This window comes from Methylobacterium sp. CM6246, assembly GCF_054818005.1.
The window spans coordinates 2,563,189-2,582,630 of the sequence record NZ_JBTXKY010000001.1 but is presented as its reverse complement, the minus strand read 5'-3'; the positions used below and the strand labels follow the sequence as shown (position 1 = coordinate 2,582,630).

General features: G+C 70.9%; 13 protein-coding genes. 6 read left to right on the top strand and 7 right to left on the bottom strand.

Annotated elements, in window-relative coordinates:
* Positions 1–62: 62 nt before the first annotated feature.
* Positions 63–1,499 carry a phospholipase D-like domain-containing protein gene (locus ACYQPG_RS12680; protein WP_461231081.1) on the top strand — a complete coding sequence of 479 codons (1,437 nt, stop codon included), beginning with the start codon at positions 63–65 and terminating at the stop codon, positions 1,497–1,499.
* Here ACYQPG_RS12680 and ACYQPG_RS12675 read toward each other — a convergent pair.
* Positions 1,417–2,196, bottom strand: coding sequence for an endonuclease/exonuclease/phosphatase family protein (locus ACYQPG_RS12675; protein WP_246692489.1), 780 nt, complete (start codon positions 2,194–2,196; stop codon positions 1,417–1,419). The genes ACYQPG_RS12680 and ACYQPG_RS12675 overlap by 83 nt on opposite strands.
* 438 nt (positions 2,197–2,634) lie before the next feature.
* Between ACYQPG_RS12675 and katG the strand changes: the two genes are divergently transcribed.
* The 4 genes from katG to ACYQPG_RS12655 all read left to right on the top strand — a co-directional run bounded on the left by katG (position 2,635) and on the right by ACYQPG_RS12655 (position 11,381).
* A complete protein-coding gene (gene katG / locus ACYQPG_RS12670; RefSeq protein ID WP_147938098.1) occupies positions 2,635–4,956 on the top strand; it encodes a catalase/peroxidase HPI in 2,322 nt (773 codons plus the stop codon).
* Positions 4,957–5,324: 368 nt separating this feature from the next.
* A complete protein-coding gene (locus tag ACYQPG_RS12665; protein WP_147938097.1) occupies positions 5,325–6,344 on the top strand; it encodes a helix-turn-helix domain-containing protein in 1,020 nt (339 codons plus the stop codon).
* 311 nt (positions 6,345–6,655) lie between these two features.
* Positions 6,656–7,894, top strand: coding sequence for a metallophosphoesterase family protein (locus ACYQPG_RS12660; RefSeq protein ID WP_419829556.1), 1,239 nt, complete (start codon positions 6,656–6,658; stop codon positions 7,892–7,894).
* A 10-nt stretch (positions 7,895–7,904) separates the two neighbouring features.
* Positions 7,905–11,381 carry an ATP-binding protein gene (locus tag ACYQPG_RS12655; protein WP_461231079.1) on the top strand — a complete coding sequence of 1,159 codons (3,477 nt, stop codon included), beginning with the start codon at positions 7,905–7,907 and terminating at the stop codon, positions 11,379–11,381.
* A 306-nt stretch (positions 11,382–11,687) separates the two neighbouring features.
* Here the strand turns inward: ACYQPG_RS12655 and ACYQPG_RS12650 are convergent, their stop codons facing one another.
* From ACYQPG_RS12650 to ACYQPG_RS12630, 5 genes are all read right to left on the bottom strand, one after another.
* Positions 11,688–13,178 carry a carboxypeptidase M32 gene (locus tag ACYQPG_RS12650; protein WP_461231078.1) on the bottom strand — a complete coding sequence of 497 codons (1,491 nt, stop codon included), beginning with the start codon at positions 13,176–13,178 and terminating at the stop codon, positions 11,688–11,690.
* A 105-nt stretch (positions 13,179–13,283) separates the two neighbouring features.
* Positions 13,284–15,086 carry an ATP-binding cassette domain-containing protein gene (locus ACYQPG_RS12645; RefSeq protein WP_147905761.1) on the bottom strand — a complete coding sequence of 601 codons (1,803 nt, stop codon included), beginning with the start codon at positions 15,084–15,086 and terminating at the stop codon, positions 13,284–13,286.
* 71 nt (positions 15,087–15,157) lie between these two features.
* Positions 15,158–15,394, bottom strand: a complete 237-nt coding sequence (locus ACYQPG_RS12640) for a hypothetical protein (RefSeq protein ID WP_147854970.1) — start codon at positions 15,392–15,394, stop codon at positions 15,158–15,160.
* Positions 15,395–15,475: 81 nt separating this feature from the next.
* Positions 15,476–15,790, bottom strand: coding sequence for a polyhydroxyalkanoic acid system family protein (locus tag ACYQPG_RS12635; RefSeq protein WP_147854969.1), 315 nt, complete (start codon positions 15,788–15,790; stop codon positions 15,476–15,478).
* 119 nt (positions 15,791–15,909) lie between these two features.
* A complete protein-coding gene (locus ACYQPG_RS12630) occupies positions 15,910–16,260 on the bottom strand; it encodes a septal ring lytic transglycosylase RlpA family protein (protein WP_147896292.1) in 351 nt (116 codons plus the stop codon).
* Positions 16,261–16,918: 658 nt separating this feature from the next.
* On the opposite strand from ACYQPG_RS12630, the gene ACYQPG_RS12625 reads away from it, so the two are divergent.
* Complete coding sequence (locus tag ACYQPG_RS12625; RefSeq protein WP_461231077.1) at positions 16,919–18,025, top strand: DNA methyltransferase; 1,107 nt, start codon at positions 16,919–16,921, stop codon at positions 18,023–18,025.
* 66 nt (positions 18,026–18,091) lie between these two features.
* On the opposite strand, the gene mutY is transcribed toward ACYQPG_RS12625, so the two are convergent.
* A complete protein-coding gene (mutY, locus tag ACYQPG_RS12620) occupies positions 18,092–19,432 on the bottom strand; it encodes an A/G-specific adenine glycosylase (protein WP_461231076.1) in 1,341 nt (446 codons plus the stop codon).
* Positions 19,433–19,442: the final 10 nt, after the last annotated feature.

Genomic DNA, 19,442 nt, shown 5'->3' with positions numbered 1-19,442 from the left:
GCTCGCCCACGTTTCCTTCGGTTATATCCGGCGGCGTCTGAAACGAACCGGATGCCGAGACCTTGGAAGACGCGCTGTATCGATGGCTGCAGTCCACCGCCCTGTTGCGGGCGGATGTCGCAGCGCTCATCGGCATTGCCCTGGCGCTCGGCGTCACCCTGCACGCCCTGCTGCGCAAGCGCCGGGTCAGCGTCGCGGTCGGGTGGATCGGGCTGGCCTGGCTCTCGCCGATTTTCGGCACCGCCCTCTACCTGACCTTCGGCATCAACCGCGTCTCCCGGCGGGCCCGGAAGCTGCGCACCAAGCCCACCGACGCGACGCAGCTCCCCGACACCGATGATGCCGTGGTGCCAGAGACGCTCTGGCCCCTCGACCGGGCGATCCGGCGCATCACCGGCCTGCCGGCCTTCTCGGGCAACCACGTCGAGATGTTCCGCAACGGCGACGCCGGATACCCGGCCATGCTGGCGGAGATCCGCGCGGCGAAGACCAGCATCGGGTTGTCGAGCTACATCTTCCGCGACGATCCCGTCGGCCGGGAATTCTGCACGGCGCTGGCGGAGGCGCAGGCCCGCGGCGTCAAGGTCCGGGTGATCATCGACGGGATCGGCGGCGGCTACTTCCGGGCACCGGTCTATCATCGCCTGACCAGCCTCGGGGTGCCGGCGGCCCTGTTCATGCACTCCGCCCTGCCCTGGCGGATGCCGTTCCTCAACCTGCGCTCGCACAAGAAGCTGCTGATCATCGACGGGCGCATCGCCTTCACGGGCGGGCTGAACATCTCACAGCCCAACCGCGTGGCGCTGAAGCCGGAGCACCCGATCCGCGACATGCATTACCGGCTCCGGGGGCCGGTGGTCGAGCAACTCGCCGTGGCGTTCGCGGCCGACTGGGCCTTCGTGGACGGCGAGATCCTCGATTCCGAGCCGTGGGTCGCCGACCTCGCGCCGGTCGGGACCAGCGTCGCCCGGGTCGTTACCTCGGGGCCGGATGCCGACGTCGAGAAGATCGAGCAGGTGATCCTCCAGGCGCTGTCCTGCGCCCGCCGGACCGTCCGGTTCGTCACCCCGTACTTCCTGCCCGACGAGCTGGTGACCGGCGCCCTCGCCCAGGCGGCGACCCGGGGCATCACCGTGGACCTGATCATCCCGCGGGTGAGCGACCATCCGTTCATCGACTGGGCGACCCGGGCGCATCTCGATCCGCTGCTCCGGGCCGGCGTGCGGGTCTGGCTCGACGAGCCGCCGTTCGATCACTCCAAGGTGATGGTCGTTGACGACGTCTGGTGCTTCATCGGAAGCGCCAACTGGGACATGCGCAGCTTCCGTCTCAATTTCGAGCTGAACGTCGAGATCATCGATGCCGACCTCGCGGCCCGGCTCGATACTTTCATGCGCGGCAAGATGGAGACGCGGCTCAGCCGTGAGGTTCTCGCCGCCCGCGCCCTGCCGATCCGTCTGCGCGACGCAGGCGTGCGACTGCTGCTGCCATACCTTTGAGGCGCGCGGGGGCGTGTGCCTCCGGCGCCGGCCCGAGATGGACCACGATCGGCTTATGGTCCGAGGGCCCGCGCGGCAGCACCGCGTGCTCGTGGCAGATCAGGCCGCGGGCCAGGCAGCGGTCGAGCCGCAGCGGCAGCACGTCGACCATCGCGTGGGTCGGTCTCCGCGGGCCGACGTCGCGAAAGCCCGGGATCAGCGCCGGGCCGACGATGTTGTAGTCGCCGAGCACCGCGGCCCGCGGCGGCAATTCGCCGACGATCCGGCGCAGCTGGCGGCGGTTGAGCATCTGCCCGTGCGACAGGTGGACGTTGGCCACACCGAACTCGCCGAGATCGAGCACCTGGCAGACCCGGTGCACCAGGGCGCCTGCCGGGAGCTCGATCACCCGGGGCGGCGTCGCGAACGGCTTCGGGCTCCACATGGCGAGCCCGTGGATCCGCCCCGGCAGCGGCGCCCAGGCGTAGTGACCGCCGATCCGGTCGCGCAGGAAGCCGATCGCCCGGGTCGCCTCCTGCATCAGCAGCAAGTCCGGCTTCTCCTGGGCGACCAGGGCGGCCACGTCGTCCACCGCGGCGCCGGTGCGCCGGAGCAGGTTCCAGCTCACGATCTTGAACGGCCGGCGGCTGCGCTCGGCCGGCCGGATCGGGAGGGCCGGGGCGAGGCCGGAGCGGTCCGGATGGGCGAAGCTGTTCATCGGGCCGGACTCGTACCTCACCGGCGGGCTCCGTCGCCACCGCCGCGCTTCAACGCGCCGGTGGCTTAGGCGTTCGCTCCGGTGCGAGGCCAATCGGCTTTTGCCACGGGCGGCTGCGCGGTTTCCCCACCGTCGGCACGCATGGCGTCCTGCCGGTCGGCAGCGTGGATCGGCCGAGTGATGGCCGACGCTTCCATTGTGCGCCATTGACTCGCGCAATCGTGAGGTGCGTCTTCCTGAGGAGTACGGCCAGCCGGCGTACCGGTATGGGTGGCGTCGGCACCTTGATTTTCGAGGCGGGCGGCTGATGTCGCTTGCGGTGCAGCATCGTTCCTGCGCGGCCGTTCGCGAGAGCGGCACGCCGATCGCTGCTGTCGGCGACAGGCTGGCGGACCGAGCGGTCCAGTGACGCCGGTCCTGCGCCAAGGGGGGACATTCATGACCACGACGACGATCGACAAGACCAATACCCAGTCGTACCCGATGGCGGGTCAATGCCCGTTCGGAGGCGACCGCGTCGGCGGGGCCTTCGGCAGCCGTCCCGCCCTGGAGAACTGGTATCCGCACCGGCTCAGGGTCGAGCTCCTGCACCAGAACGGGCTGGCGGCCGATCCGCTGGGGCCGGATTTCGACTACGCCGGCGCCTTCCGGACGATCGACCTGGACGCGCTGAAGAACGACATCAAGCAGTTCCTGACGTCGTCGGTGGCCTGGTGGCCGTCCGATTACGGCAATTACGGCCCGCAGATGATCCGCATGGCCTGGCACTCGGCCGGAACCTACCGCATCGCGGACGGGCGGGGCGGAGCCGGCACCGGGATGCAGCGCTTCGCGCCGATCTCGAGTTGGTGGGACAACGGCAATACCGACAAGTCGCGCCGCCTCCTGCAGCCGCTCAAGCACAAGTACGGCAACGCCCTGTCCTGGGCCGACTTGATGGTGCTCACCGGCAATTGCGCCCTGGAGATCATGGGCCTGCCGACCTACGGCTTTGCCGGCGGACGTCTCGACGCCTGGGAGGCGGACGACGCCACCTACTGGGGTCCCGAGGTGGTCGAGATGGGCTCGGTGTCGAGCTTCGACGAGATGGTCAACCGCGATCAGCGCTGGCGCGGCAAGAACGGCGACGCCGACTACGACCTGGAGAACCCACTCGCCGCCTCGCACCAGGCGCTGATCTACGTCAACCCCGAGGGGCCCTACGCGAACGGGGATCCGCAGGGCTCGGCCAACGATATCCGGGTGACGTTCACCCGCATGGCCATGAACGACGAGGAGACCGTGGCGCTGATCGCCGGCGGCCATGCCTTCGGCAAGAGCCACGGCATGACCCCCGCCAAGGAGATCGGGCCGCCGCCGGAGATGGCGCCGATGGAGGCGATGGGGCTCGGCTGGCACAACCCGAACGGCACGGGGGCCGGCAAGGACACGATGACCAACGGCATCGAGGGCAGCTGGACCCCCGACCCGACCCAGTGGGACAACGCCTACCTGGAGAACCTCTTCAAGTTCGACTGGGAGCAGACCAAGAGCCCGGCCGGCGCCCTGCAATGGACCCCGAAGGACCCGAATGCACCCAAAACCCCCGACGCCCATGTCGCGGGGCAGATGCACCCGCTCATGATGATGACCTCCGACATCGCCCTCAAGGTCGATCCGGAGTACCGCAAGGTCTGCGAGAAGTTCCTCAACGACTTCGACGCCTTCACGCAGGCCTTCTCGAAGGCGTGGTACAAGCTCACCCACCGCGACATGGGCCCCAAGCACCGCTACCTCGGCCCGGAGGTGACGATCGAGGACGGCCTGTTGTGGCAGGATCCGATTCCCGATGCCGCCTACGCCCCGGTGGGGGAAGCCGAGATCGCCGCCCTGAAGCAAGCGATCCTGGCCACGGGCGTCTCGGTCTCTGACTTGGCCTTCACCGCCTTCTCGGCGGCCTCGACCTACCGCGACAGCGACAAGCGCGGCGGCGCCAACGGCGGCCGTCTCGCCCTCGCCCCGCAGAAGGACTGGGCCGTCAATCGCCGGGCCGCACCCGTGGTCGAGGCGCTGCGCGGTGTCATGGCCACGTTCAACGGCGGGCGCGGAGACGGCAAGCAGGTTTCGCTGGCCGACCTCATCGTGCTCGCCGGCTGTACCGCCGTCGAGAAGGCTGCCCGGGATGCGGGCGTCGAGACGCGCGTGCCGTTTACGCCCGGCCGGGTCGACACCACGCAGGACCTCACCGACATCGAGATGTTCGAGTGGCTGAGGCCCCTCGTCGACGGCTTCCGCAACTACGTCGACGGCGGGTTCAGGGACATGGCACCGCGCCTGTCGCCGGAGGAGATGTTCCTCGACAAGGCCAACCTGCTGACGCTGACCGCCCCGGAATGGGTGGTGCTGACGGGCGGCCTACGGGCCCTCAACGCCAACCACGACGGATCGAACCAGGGCATCTTCACCGATCGGGTGGGCGTGCTGACGACGGACTTCTTCCGGACCCTGACCGACACGAACCTTGTCTGGGAGAAGGTCGATTCGGACGGGACGTCCTTCGTCCTCAAGGACCGCGAGACCGGGCAGGCCCGGTTCGAGGCGACGCGCAACGACCTCGTCTTCGGGGCGAACGCGCAACTGCGCAACATCGCCGACGCCTATGCCGGCCGCGACGGTCAGCAGCGGTTCGTAGCGGACTTCGTGCGGGTCTGGGACAAGGTGATGATGCTCGATCGCTACGACGTGAAGGGCCACCGCCGTTACGGGCCCATGGCGGCCTGAACGACGCGGCGCAACACTCCGTGCCCCCGTCGCACCGCCGGGTGTGACGGCGGCATCGCCAAACGGGTGACGGCAAAGCCGGTGTCACGGTACCGTTACGTCGTCGGTGCGATCGGACGGACGTGACACGCCCGGATCATGGTCTCAGGCGAGGATCGGAACAGTCAGCGGGGCGGATCCGGGGACGCCGCCGCCGTTTCTGGATCGGCGGACGAAAGGACGGGTCTTCGCGCCGGCCTCGAAGGGACGCCCTGCTTGCGACACTTTCGCGCTCCGCGGACTGCACACACGCATTTGAGTTGCCCCACCGAGGGCCGAATGATCAACCTCCGCCGTTGCACGGGTCGGATAGTGATGGATCGGGCCGCGTGAGTGCAGACGACACGACGGCTGAGCCGGGTCTGCCGCACTTCTTCCTGACGACCTCGGGCTTGCCGCCCGGGGAGGCCTTCGAGCGATGGCGCACCCTCCTGGCGCCGATGTACGCGGTCAGTCCGACGACGCCCTCGGCCCCGTTGCCGTTCGGCAGCAACATCGCGTACCCGATCGATGACCTCGTCGCGCATCGCACGCTGCTCTCGACCCAGCGGCTCCAGCGGGACCGCCGACGCGTCGAGGCCGGTCCCGACCACTACATCGTCCAGCTCTACCGATCCGGCCGTTTCCAGGGCACTGTCGGTGGCAAGCCGGTCTCGGCCTCGCCCGGCACCGTGACCCTCATCGGCCGCCGTCATCTGCTCGACGGGATGCTCGACCGAGCCGATGCGATCGGCATCGCCGTACCCTGCAACCGCCTCCACGGGCTGCCGCTCGAGGAGCACGGCCTGCTCTTCGATGCGACCCGCAACCGGTTGCTGGCCGCGCGCATCTCGGACATCTACCGCCGATTGCCGACCACGCGCGCCGACGAGGCCCCGGCTCTCGCCCATGAGTTCGTGGCCTTCCTGCACCGCCTTCTCGATCGCTCGCAGGCCGCGGACGTGCTGGAAGGTCGCGAGCTCAATGGCGCCCTGCTCGCGCTCGCCAGGGTCATCGTGCAGGAAAACCTGTCGCGGCCGACGCTGTCGCCCGAGTTCATCGCCGAGCAGATGCAGGTCTCGCGGTCCACGCTCTACCGGCTGTTCGAGCCGGAGGGCGGCGTGATGCATTTCGTGCAGGGCGAGCGCCTGCGGGCGGTGCGCGACGCCCTCGCCGATCCGATGGAGCGGCGCACCATCAGCCGGTTGGCCGAGGTGTTCGCGTTCAACACCATCTCGCAGCTCAGTCGCAGCTTCCGCAACCGCTACGGCGCCCCACCGCAGGCTTGGCGTGGCGAGCGCCGGGTGGCCCAACGGATCGGCGGCCAGGGGACGGAGCAACACGTCTGGAAGTGGCTGCGCGAAACGTGATGCCCGCACGGCGGCGTGCCGGATAGACCGACGCCGTGAGACGGCGCCCACTTGGCGCTCCCAATGATTCGGGCCGACCGGTCGGCGCCGGCGGAAGCCCCGGCCGATGTCCGGCACAGGCATTCCTTGCCCGGAAGCACCCGGTCAGGAATGTACCCCGCTGGGAGATCACGTTTGCCGGGCCGATCGTGCCCAGCCTCTCAGGACGGTCACCGGCTTTTCGTGCCTGTGCAGCAATCGGAGCGCCACGCTTGAGGCCGCACGCCCCGGCGGCCTAAGACCCCCGCTCACCGATTGCGCCTCGGAGACCGATGTCGGGCTTCAGCTTCATCCACGCGGCGGACCTGCATCTCGGCAGCCCGCTCTCAGGCCTCGCGACCCGGGACGCGGAGCTCGCCCGGCGTCTCGCCACGGCCGGGCGGCAGGCGTTCGAGGATCTGGTGACGCAGGCGATCGAGCGGCGGGTCGCCTTCGTGGTGGTCGCCGGGGATATCTACGATGGCGACTGGGCCGACAACACGATCGGGCTGTTCTTCGCCCGGCAGGTGGCGCGCCTCGACCGGGCCGGCATCCCGACCCTCCTGGTCCGCGGCAACCATGACGCCGAGAGCGTGATCACCCGCTCGATCACCCTGCCGCCCTCGGTGCACGTGTTCCCGGCGGCCCGAGCCGAGACCCTGCGTCTCGAGGCCGTGCGGGTCGCCGTGCATGGCCGCAGCTTCCAGGCCCGGGCCGTGGAGGAGAACCTGTCGCTCACCTACCCGGCCGCCCTGCCCGGCTGGTTCAACCTCGGGATCCTCCACACTTCCTGCACCGGCCACGCCGCCCACGAGACCTACGCGCCCTGCTCGATCGCCGACCTGGCCGGGCGGGGCTACGAGTACTGGGCGCTCGGCCACATCCACGAGTACGCCGAGCTGTCCCGGGATCCCTGGATCGTGTTCCCCGGCAATATACAGGGCCGTAGCGTGCGCGAATGCGGCGCGAAGGGCGCGGTCCTGGTCGAGGTCGCGGACGGGCGGGTCACCGGCCTCAGCCGCCTCCCCCTCGACAGGGCGCGCTTCGAGCAGGTCACCGTCGACCTGGGCGCGGCCGCCGACACGAGCGCGGCGCTGGACCTCGTCGAGGCCGCCCTGCGCCCCCTGGCGGAGGTGGCGGCGCGGCGCCTCGTGCTGGTGCGGGTCCACCTCGCCGGCACGACGCCGGCCCACGATGCGCTGTCGGCCGACCGCGAGGGCGTCACCGCCGAGATCCAGGCCGCCGCCCACCGGCTGCACGAGGACATCTGGCTGGAGCGCCTGAAGATCGAGACCCGCCGGCCGCGCGCTCCCGTGGACGCCTCCGGGGCGGCGATCGACCCGGCGGCTTTGCTGGCCGACCTCGACCGCGACCCGGATTTCCGCACCCGCGCCAAGGCCGCCCTCGCCGAGATCGGCGCGCGGATGCCCGCCACCGCGGCGGCCGAAGCCGACCTGGAGGCCGAGTTCGACGCGCTCTGCGCCGAGGCGGAGGCGCTGATCCTGGGCCGCCTCGGCGGCCGGCACTGCTGAGGCGCGTTCCATGCGGCTGATCCGCCTCGCCCTGGAGCGCTACGGCGCCTTCACCGACCGGACCATGAGCTTCCGGCCCGACGCCCGCCTGCACGTGGTGCTGGGCGCCAACGAGGCCGGCAAGAGCACGGCACTCGCGGCCGTGACCGACCTCCTGTTCGGCTTCGAGAAGACCACCCGGTACGCCTTCCTGCACGACATGCCGCTGCTGCGCCTCGGCGCGGAGGTCGAGGCCGCGGACGGGCGCCGCCTGGCGTTCCGCCGCCGCAAGGGCAACACCCGGACCCTGATCGACGCCGACGAGGCGCCGCTGGCGGACGACGCCCTGGCGCCATTCCTCGGCGGCATCTCCCGCACGGTGTTCTGCCGCGCGTTCGGGTTGGATGCCGGAAGCCTCCGGGCGGGCGGGCGCGAGATGGTGGATGTCGAGGGCGAGGTCGGCGCCAGCCTGTTCGCGGCGGGCTCGGGCCTGCGCGGCCTCACCGAGCTGCAATCCGCCCTGGACGCCGAGGCCGAAGGCATCTTCGCGCCCCGGCAGGCCAAGCACCGGACCTTCTACCAGGCACTGGAGCGTCACGAGACCGCCCGCAAGGCGATCCGCGAGAAGGGCCTACGGGCCGGGGACTGGCGCGCGCTCAACGACGAGATCGCCGCCGCCGCCGAGAAGCTCGATGGGCTCCGGGCCGAGACGCAGCGCATCGCGACCGAGCGCGCCCGGCTGGAGCGGCTGAAGCGCGCCCGGCCGATCGTCGCCGAGATCGACGTGCTGGATCACCGGATCGCCGCCGATTCCGGCCTCGCCGAGGCGGATGCCGCCTGGATCGAGCGCCTGGGCGCCGCCCTCGAAAGCTGCCGCAAAGCCGAGGCCGAGGCGGCCCGGACCGACGCCGCCCTCACCCGGGCACGCGGCGAGGCCGAGTCCGTGCCCGTAGAGGCGGCGCTGATCCTGCACACCGAAGAAATCCTGGCGGCGTTCAGCGGAACCAAGGAGTTCGAGAAGGGTGGCACAGACCTGCCCCGGATCGAGGGCGACGCTCACAAGGTCGGACTCGACTTGGAGCGCCTGCGCGCCCGGATCGGCGTCCCGGACCTTGCTTCCCTGGAGGCCGGCCAGCCCACCGACGCCGCCCGCGCCCGGGTCGAGCGCCTGATCCGCGACGGCCGGACGCTGGCTGCCGCCGAGGAGCAGATCGCCCGCGACGGCGCCGCCGCCCGGGCCGAGCGCGACCGGCTGGCCCGGGAGGTCGAGGCGGCCGGCGCCACCCACGATCCGACGCCGCTGCGCGAGGACCTGAAGCCACTCGCGAAGCTGCACGAGCGCATCGCCGCCCACGAGGCCCTGGAGACCGCGATCCGGCGGGAGGCGGCGCTCTTACGCAACCAGGCCGGCCGGTTGTCGCCGCCGGTGACCGACACCGCCGTTCTGGCCCGCCTGCCCCTGCCCGCCGCCGACACGGTGGCACGCTATCGCACCCTGCTCGACGGCAAGCGGCGCGAGCACGAGCGTGCTGCAGACCGCCGGGACGCGGCGCACAGCCAAGCTGCCTCCACCCGTGACCGCCTGCGCGAGCGCGAGGCCGGCCGGCCGATCGCCACCCAAGAGCGGCTCGACGCCGCCCGTACGGCCCGCGATGCCGCCTTCGCGCTCCTGCGCGACGCCCTCGCGGCCGGGCGCAGCGCCGGGCCCGGTGCGATCGCGGTCTACGAGCGCGCCCTGTTCGAGGCAGACCGCCTGGCCGACGCGCGCGCCGCCGACGCCGCCCGGGTCGCGGCCCACGCCGCCGACCTTGACCGGCTGGCCGCCGAGGACGCGGCCTGCGCGGCGGCGGATCGGGTGCTCGCCGGGATCGTCCAGGACGTCGCCGAGGGCGAGGCCGCCTGGCGCGAAGCGTGGCGGCCTGCCGGCCTCGTTCCCGGCCCGCCGGCCGAGATGGCGGCCTGGCTCACCGAGACCGAAAACCTGATCGAGGCCGAGCAGCGCCTGGCCGAGCAGCGGATCGAGCGGGACCGGCTCTCGGCCCGGATCGAGGCCGCCCGGGCGCCGCTCGCCGGCCTGTTCGCCCGCGCCGGCCTCGATCCCGCCCCCGATCTCGAGGTCGGGCAGGCGCTCGAGCGGGTGGAGACGCGGGTCGCCACCCTGGCGAGCCGGTGGGAGGCCAATCTTCAGACCGCCGGCCTCCTCCGCGCGGCTGCGGCGACCGCCCAGAGGCTCGATGCGGCCCTGGCCGAGACCGAGGCCCGCCGGGCCGCTTGGCAGGCCGAGTGGGCGGAGGCTCTGCGCCCCCTCGGTCTCGCCGCGGGCGCCCGTCCCGACGAGGCCGAGAGCGCCCTGGAGGCGTGGCGCGCCGTTCCGGATCGCCTCACGGCCCGCGCCGACCTGCAGCGCCGGGCGACGGGCCTGCGGCGCGACCGGGAGGCGTTCCGGGTCACGGCCGCGTCCCTGGTCGACGCCTTGGCCCCCGACCTCGCCGGCACGTCGCCGACCGCAGCCGTTCGCACGCTGCATGACCGCCTGGTCGCCACCCAGGCCCGGGCGGCCCGCCGTGCCGAGCTGGACCGGCGCCTGGCGGATTCGGAGGAGGCGGCACAGGCCGCAGCCGGGCTGCACGCCGCCGCCCGGGCCGAGCTGACCCGGCAGATTGCGCAGACCATGCCGGACCTCGCCGCCGCGCCCATCGCGGGGATCGAGGTGGTGTTCGGGCGGCTGAACACCCGGGAGTCGCTCCGGGCCGAGCGCCTGCGCCTGCGTGGCAGCCTCGCGGGCGCCGCCGACGGTTTGCCGGAAGCCGAGATCCGCGCCGGCCTCGACGCCTTGCCCCCGGAGGCGGTCGAGGCGGAACTCGCCCGCCTCGCCATGGAGGCCGAGGAGCAGGCGGAGCGCGGCCAGGTCATCTACGCCGACCGCGACCGCGCCGAGCGGCGCCGGGCGGAGCTGGAGGGCGGCAGCGGCGCCGAACTGGCCGCCGCCGAGCGCAAGGCCGCCGAGGCGGATCTGCAGGCGGCGTCCCGCTCCTGGGCGGTGCTGCGGCTCGCCGGCCTGATGCTCGGCCAAGCGGTGGCCCGGCACCGGGCCGGCCAGCAGGATCCGCTCGTCGCCCGAGCCGGAGACCTGTTCCGCGCCCTCACCGGCGGCGGCTTCGCGGGGCTGGCCCAGACCTACGACGAGGCCGACACCCCGAAGCTCGCCGGACAGCGCGCGGGGGGCGGGCTGGTCGGGATCGAGGGGATGAGCGAGGGTACCCGCGACCAGCTCTACCTCGCCCTGCGCCTCGCCTACCTGGAGGATTACGCCGGGCGCGCCGAGCCGGCCCCCTTCATCGGCGACGATCTGTTCTCGACGTTCGACGAAGCGCGAACCGGATACGGCCTCGACGCGCTGGCCGAGATCGGCACCAGCGTCCAGCCGATCCTGTTCACCCACCACCGTCACGTCGCCGAGATCGCCCAGGACCGGCTGGGGGACGCGGTGGATGTTTTGGAGTTGTAGGGGGCGGTTCCGACCGCGGAGCGCCGCCTCCCGTCATCTCTTGGGCGACAGCCGCCGCAACAGCGGTGGGATAGACCTGCCCGTCTTTCCAGGGCGCCGCAGGCGAGCCCCGAATCCAGAACCGCCAACGGTGCAAGTCCTTGAGCGGTCGGCGGTCATGGATCCCGGGCTCGCATGCGTGGCCCCGGGATGACGAGACGGGTGAGCGCGAGGTTCGCGAACCCTCGGCGGCCGCAGGAACAGCCTTTCACCAAGTCTGCGCGCCCTTCCGCTCGGGACAGACGCCCTGCTTTGGCCAGTCAGCCCTCACCTGCCCAGATACCGCGCTTCCAGATGCGCCCGGAACGCCGTCGTCCCGAGCGGCGCGCCCGTCGCCCGGATCAACAGCTCGTCCGTCCCGAGCAGGCTGCCGACCGCGTGGACGTTAGCGTGCAGCCAGGTCCGCAGCGGTGCGAAATCGCCCTCGGCCAGGCAGCCCGGCAGGGCGGGCTCAGCGGTGCGGGCCGCCCGGAACAGCTGGGCCGCCGCGAGCGCGCCGAGCGTGTAGGTCGGGAAGTAGCCGAACGCCCCGCTCGGCCAGTGGATGTCCTGCAGGCAGCCGAGGCGGTCGTCCGGGACCGTGAGGCCGAGGAGGTCGCGCAGGCCGTCGTTGAAGGCGCCCGGCAGGTCGGCCGCCGCGAGGTCGCCCGCGATCATCGCGGTCTCCAGCCGGTAGCGCAGCAGGATATGGGCCGGGTAGGTCGCCTCGTCGGCATCGACCCGGATGAAGCCCGGCCGGACCCGGGTGTTCAGCGCGTGCAGGTTCTCCGGCGACCATTCCGGCCCGGAGCGGCCGAACGCCTCCCGCAGCAGCGGCGCCAGATAGGTGAAGAAGTCGCGGCTGCGGCAGGCCTGCATCTCGACGATGAGCGACTGGCTCTCGTGAAGGCTCATGCCCCGGGCCGCCCCCACCGGCTGGTGCCGCCACGCGGCGGGACGGCCCTGCTCGTAGAGGGCGTGGCCGGTCTCGTGCAGCACGCCCATCAGGGCGCGGCCGAAATCGGCCTCGTCGTAGCGCGTGGTGATGCGCACGTCGTCGGTGGCGCCCCCGCAGAACGGATGCAGGCTGATGTCGAGCCGGCCGCGGCTGAAATCGAAGCCGAGCGCGCTCATCAGCTTGAGGCCGAGGGCGCGCTGCGTGCCGACGTCGAACGGGCCTTCCAGGGACAGCGGCGCCGGGCGGGAATCCTGAATCTCCCGGGCGCGGGCGATCAGGTCCGGCAGCCAGCTCGTGAGATCGGCAAACAGCGGGTCGATCACCGATCGGCGCATCCCGGGATCGTAGCTGTCGAGCAGCGCGTCGTAGGGATCGAGCCCGAGCGCCGCACCCTTGGCCTGCCCGATCTCGCGCTGGAGCCGCAGAACTTCTTCCAGATAGGGCGCCAGCCGGGCGAAGTCGGCGTCGCGCCGCGCCTCCCGCCAGACCATCTCCGACCGGGACACCGCCCGCGAGCTGGCCTCGACCAGATCCCGGGGCACGGCGGCGCCGTGGGCCTGGGTCCGCCGCATCTCCCGCAGGTTGGCGGCCGGCCACGGATCGAGGCCCCCCGCCGCCTCGGCCGCGTCGATCTCGCCACGCGTTTCGGGCGCCGTGAGGATCTCGTGTGCCAGCCCGCGCAGGATCGCCAACTGGTCGCCCCGCGCCTCGGCCGCCCCGTCGGGCATCAGCGTTTGCGCATCCCAACCAAGGATCCCGGCCGCCCCTTCCAGGGCCGCCAGGCGGGAGAAGCGCTGTTCGAGGATCTGGTAGGCGGTCATGCGATCATCCGTCCCGGTCGGTTCCCGATCGTCGCGCCTGCATGCTTACATCGGGCGTCGATCTCTAGGATATAATTCCTTGATCCTGTCAAGCGTAAGCGTCACTCACCCCGCCTGCAGCATCTCCAGCTCCAGCCACCGGTCCTCCGCCTGCGACAGCTCAGTCTCGGCCTGGGCGAGCATGGCGGTGGCCTTGTCGAACCGGGCCGGGTCGCGGGCGTAGAGGTTGGCATCGTCCAGGACCGCCTTGAGCTGCCCGATCGCCGCTTCCAGCTTCGCGATGCGGGCCGGGAGCGTCTTCAGCTCGTGCTGATCCTTGAAGCCGAGCTTCGGCTTGCCGGAGGCCTGCGGGGCCGGGGCTGCGGACTGGCGCTCGCGCGGCCCCTTCTTGGCCGTGACCGTGCGGGCCTCGACCCCCTGCCCGCGCTGGACCAGCATGTCGCTGTAGCCGCCGGCATATTCCATCCAACGGCCCGCCCCCTCGGAGACCAGCACGCTGCTGGCGACCCGGTCGAGGAAGTCGCGGTCGTGGCTGACCAGGATCAACGTGCCCTGGTAGTCGCCGAGCATCTCCTGGAGCAGGTCCAGGGTCTCGAGATCGAGGTCGTTGGTCGGCTCGTCCAGCACCAGCAGGTTGGCCGGTTGCGCCAGCGCGCGGGCGATCAACAGGCGGTTGCGCTCGCCGCCGGACAGCACCGAGACCGGGGTCCGGGCCTGCTCGGGGGTGAACAGGAAGTCCTTGAGGTAGCCGATGACGTGGCGGCTCTGGCCGTTCACCGTGACGCTGTCGCCCCGGCCGCCGGTCAGCACCTCGGTGACGGTCATCCCGGGCTCCAACGTGGCCCGCGCCTGATCGAGCACCACCGGCATCAGGTTGGTGCCGAGCACGATCTGCCCCGAATCGGGGGCGAGGCGGCCCATCAGCAGGTTGATCAGCGTCGACTTGCCGGCGCCGTTGGCCCCGACGATGCCGAGCCGGTCGCCGCGCATCACCCGCAGCGACAGCCCGTCCACGATGGTCCGCTCGCCGTAGGCCTTGGCGATATCCCGGGCCTCGACCACGAGGCTGCCGGACGATTCGGCCTCCGAGGCCTGCATGCTGACGCTGCCCACCGGGCGGCGGACCTCGCGGCGGTTCTGGCGAAGCTCGTGCAAGTTGCCGAGGCGGCGGACGTTTCGCTTGCGCCGCGCGGTGACGCCGTAGCGCAGCCAATGCTCCTCCGCGACGATCTTGCGGTCGAGCTTGTGCTGGTCGCGCTCCTCCTCTTCGAAGAAGGCGTCGCGCCAGGCCTCGAAATTCGAGAATCCCTGCTCGATCCGGCGCGTTTCCCCGCGGTCCAGCCAGATCGTGGCCCGGGACAGCGCGGAGAGAAACCGCCGGTCGTGGCTGATCAGGACCATGGCGGCGCGGGTGCCGCGCAGCTCCGCTTCGAGCCACTCGATCGCCGGAAGGTCGAGATGGTTGGTCGGCTCGTCGAGGAGCAGCACGTCGGGCTCCGGCGCCAGCGCCTGGGCCAGCGCCGTGCGCCGGCCCTCTCCGCCCGAGAGCTTGGCCGGATCCTCCGCCCCGGTCATCCCGAGGCTTTCCAGCAAGTACTTGGCGCGATAGGTCGATTCGCCCGGCGGCAACCCGGCCTCGACGAAATCGAGGGTGGTCGAGAAGCCCGAGAAATCCGGCTCCTGGGCCAGGTAGCGGATCGTGGTCCCGGGCTGCAGGAACAACCGCCCCTTGTCCGGCTCGACCAAGCCGGCGGCGATCTTCATCAGCGTCGACTTGCCGGAGCCGTTCCGCCCGACCAGGCAGGTCCGCTCGCCGGGGGAGATGGTCAGGTCGGCGCGGTTGATCAGCGGGGTGCCGCCGAAAGTGAGCGCGATATCCTGGAGGGTCAGAAGCGGGGGAGCGGCCATGCCGGGCTTATGGCAGCGCCGGGCTTCCGGTTCAAACGGTGCCGCCTTGCGGGGCGGGGCGGCACACGCGCTCAGGCGATCGGGTTGGCCGGCCCGGTGGGCGGGCTGATCTCCGGCGGGCCGGGATCGTTCACCGGGATCTCCGGCGGCTGGATGCCGGGCGCCTCGGCCGGGGTGTTCCCGGGGATCTCGGGACCGGGCGGCTGCGTCGGGGCCTGCGGCGGCTCGTAGGGAGCGTCCGGCACCGGCGTGGGCTGCGGCGGAACCTCCGGCACTTGACCGGGATCGGCGAGGGTGAAGTCTGGCACGGCTGTTCCTCCAGATGGCCCGCGGTGCTGGACTGCACCGTTCGGGCGGCAACGAGGGCCTGCCGCTCCGGTTCCGGCGTGCTACTTCTTGGTGAGGAGGAGATTGCCCTCCTTGCTCGCCACCTTCTGAATCTTCTCGGCGAACAACGCCAGCAGGAACGGCAGCTTCACCTCGAGGCGCACGCTCTCGGGGCCGACATCGATAGTGCCGCCGATCTTCTGGGTCATCGCCGAGACCCCGAAATCGAGGCGGTCGCCCGTCCAGGCGAGCTGGTCCACGCTGACGCCGCTCTTGGCCAGGAAGGCCCGCGCCTGATCGGTGCCGTGCTCGAGGCGCCGCTTGGCCTCGTCGCGGCCGAGGTCGTGCGGGATGTCGACGATCAGGGGTTTGGGCATGGGGCGGCTGGGTCCGGACTGCTTTCGCAGCACATGGGGCCTCCCGATGCCGCAGACAACGTCGGGAGGCCGCAGGGCTTCAGGACAGGCTCGTCCTGCAAGCCGTCAACGCCGGATCTTCAGTTCAGGACTTGAAGCGAGACGTAGCTCGTGCCGCCCATGCCGAGGGCACGCGCCGAGCCCCGCGAGAGATCGATGATCCGGCCGCGCACGAATGGGCCGCGGTCGTTGATGCGCACCACCACCGAGCGGCCGGTCCTGCGGTTCTCCACGCGGACTCGGGTTCCGAACGGCAGGCTGCGATGGGCAGCGGTCAGTCCGTTGGGGTTGAAACGCTCACCGTTCGCGGTGCGATGGCCGCTCCCGTACCAGGAGGCCCCGCCGCTCTGGGCGGCAGCCGGGAGGGTCGTTCCGACGATGGCAGACAGCATTCCAACGGTGGCCACGAACTTACCGAAACCAGATGTCATTCTTCCCGCATTCCCTTGTTGTTTCCGGGACGGCGCAAGTCGTTTCAGAAATCGACCGGAATAAGGCGGCCTTTCCGGCCTGCTGCGGGTCACATTTTAGCCGGTTTTCAGCTGGTCATGCAGATTACATTACGTTTTGTATCTCAATATTTCTCGGAGGTCTTCGATTTGTAGACACGACAGTCGTTCGCGGTAATCGGTAAGTTCTGATCGCGGATGCCGCAACGATCCTACGATGAGCTCGAATTCCTAAGCCCTGCGTGGGGTGTGACCCTGTATCCCGCTCAGTTGGACGCGAGCGTCATTCGGACGTGACAATTGTCGTTCGGAACGCCGGAGTAAGAATGGGCCGTTCGGTACCCGCACTCCGTCAGCAAAGCTCAGCCCCAGCAATTGACGACGCGCCTGTAGGCACGCGTCGATGGTTGGCTTTCTCTACTGAAAGACTGGCGGATCGGGCGCTAGGCAAAAAATGCAGCCCCAGAACGGGACGCGCGGCGGAAGAATCCGAAAACCCGCCCTTTACCGTGTCCGACGCATGGTCTGCCGGTCAGTCGCGTAACCGGTGTTTGCCATGGCTTCCCCGCGTACCGTGGCTGCCGATGCCGTCGCCCGGAAACAGGTCTCGCGTGCCGGGCGGCCCGCATCGGCGCCACGGATGGGTCTCGTACCCGCCCAGCGTCCCCTTCCCCTTGACCAAGTTCTGGTCGGGGATTGCATCTCGGCCATGAACGCGCTGCCGGCTTCGAGCGTCGACTGCGTGTTCGCCGACCCACCCTACAACCTGCAGCTCGGCGAGGCCGGCCTGCTGCGTCCGGACCAGAGCCGTGTCGACGCGGTCGACGACGACTGGGACAAGTTCGCGACCTTCGAAGCCTACGACAGCTTCACCCGCGAATGGCTCGCCGCCTGTCGCCGCGTGATGAAGCCGAACGCGACCCTCTGGGTGATCGGCTCGTACCACAACATCTTCCGGGTCGGGAGCGCGTTGCAGGATCTCGGTTACTGGATCCTCAACGACATCGTGTGGCGCAAGGCCAACCCGATGCCGAACTTCCGCGGCAAGCGCTTCACCAATGCCCACGAGACCCTGATCTGGGCCTCGCGCTCGGCGGATTCGAAAGGCTACACCTTCCACTACGACGCGCTGAAGGGAGGCAACGAAGACCTCCAGATGCGTTCGGACTGGTTCATCCCCCTCTGCACCGGCGAGGAGCGGCTGAAGGATGCGGAGGGCCACAAGGTCCATCCGACCCAGAAGCCCGAAGCGCTGCTCGCCCGCACCCTGATGGCGGCGACCAATCCCGGCGACGTGGTGCTCGACCCGTTCTTCGGCACCGGCACCACCGGTGCCGTCGCCAAGCGCCTCGGCCGCCGCTTCATCGGCATCGAGCGCGAGGCCACCTACGCGAAGGCCGCCATGGAGCGGATCGCCGCCGTCCAGCCGCTGTCGAAGGCCGCCCTGATGGTAGCGCCGACCAAGCGCGCCGAGCCGCGGGTGCCGTTCCTCTCGGTGATCGAGGCCGGGCATATCCGCCCGGGCGAGATCGTCACCGACGAGCGCCGCCGTTTCCGTGCCACGGTGCGTCCGGACGGCCAGCTCGACAACGGCCTGGTCATCGGCTCGATCCACAAGATCGGCGCCCTGGTCCAGGGTCTTCCGGCCTGCAACGGCTGGACCTTCTGGCACGTCGAGCGTTCGGGCAAGCCGTTGGTGATCGACAGCTACCGGGCCGGCCTGCGGCAGGCGATGGCGAACGGCTGAGCCCTCCCCGTATCGGTCCTGGGATCCCAAAGGGCCGAGCCCTCTGGGATCCCGCTTCCGTTGGAACTAGCGGCGCCGCGCGGCGCCCGGTCGGCGCGGCGTCGATCGCGCGCGCACCGGCGCAACAGGCGCCTCCGGCTCGCCATCCAAGAAGTCGTCCGTGTCCGGCGGTGGCTCCGGTGCCGGTTTCGGCCGGGGCTTGGGGACTGCGCGCACGCTCGGCCGGGGCTCCGGATCGGCCATCGAGATCGGCGCCTCCATGGCCGCGAGCAGCGGCATCGCCGGTGGCTCCTTCTTGGGGCGGCCGCGCGGCTTCTTCTCGGGCTCCGGCTTCGGGTCGAAGGCGTGGGCCAACACCTTGCGCATCAAGCCTGGCAGCGGCTCGTCGTCCAGCGCGCTGCGCGGGGTGAAGCGCATGCCCGGCGGCGTCGGGGTCGAGAGCGCGACCCGGGCCGCGAACACGGTCAACTCCAGCGGGAAGTGCGTGAAGCCGTGCCGCACCAGGCCCGGCAGCCGCTTCCAGCGGGCGTCGATCGGCGCGTCCAGCAGGGCCGCGGCGACGTCGTAATCCGGTTCCCAGGCGCTGCCAGGCGGCTCGGCCATGGTGCCGAGCAAACCCTCCGGCGGACGCGTCCGCAGCAGTACCGCCTCGTCGCCGCTGCGAATCGCCACGAAGGCTGCGCCGCGGCGCAGCGCCCCTTTCGCAACCTTGATCTTGCGCGGGAACGTGTCCTGCGTGCCGCGTGCCCGGGCCTCGCAGGGCCGCATCCACGGGCAGAGCGCGCATGCGGGGCGCCTGGGCGTGCAGATCGTCGCGCCGAGATCCATGAGCGCCTGCGCGAAGTCGCCGGGCCGGTCGTGCGGCACCAGGGCCTGGGTCAGCCGACGGATCTCCGGGCGGCTGCCGGGCAGCGGCGCCTCCACGGCGAACACCCGGCTCAGCACCCGCTCGACATTGCCGTCGACCGCGGCCTCCGCCCGCTCGAACGCGATCGCGGCGATCGCTCCGGCCGTGTAGGCGCCGATGCCCGGGAGCTTGCGGAGGCCCTCGGCCGTGTCGGGGAAGCGGCCCGCCGCCGCGACGGTTTTGGCGCAGGCGTGGAGGTTGCGGGCCCGGGAATAGTAGCCGAGCCCGGCCCAGGCCGACATCACCGCCTCCTCGGGGGCTCCGGCCAGCGCATTCACGTCGGGGAAGCGCGTCAGGAAGCGCTCGAAATACGGGCGCACCGCCGCGATCGTGGTCTGCTGCAGCATCACCTCGGAGAGCCAGACCCGGTAGGGATCGGGCACCTCGTCGGCGAGCGCGCGCCACGGCAGGACCCGCCGGTGCCGGTCGTACCAGGCGAGCAGGTCGTCGGCGCGTGGTCCGGGAGCGGACCCGGAATCCGTGGCTGAACAGGTCGGCATGGGCCAGGCT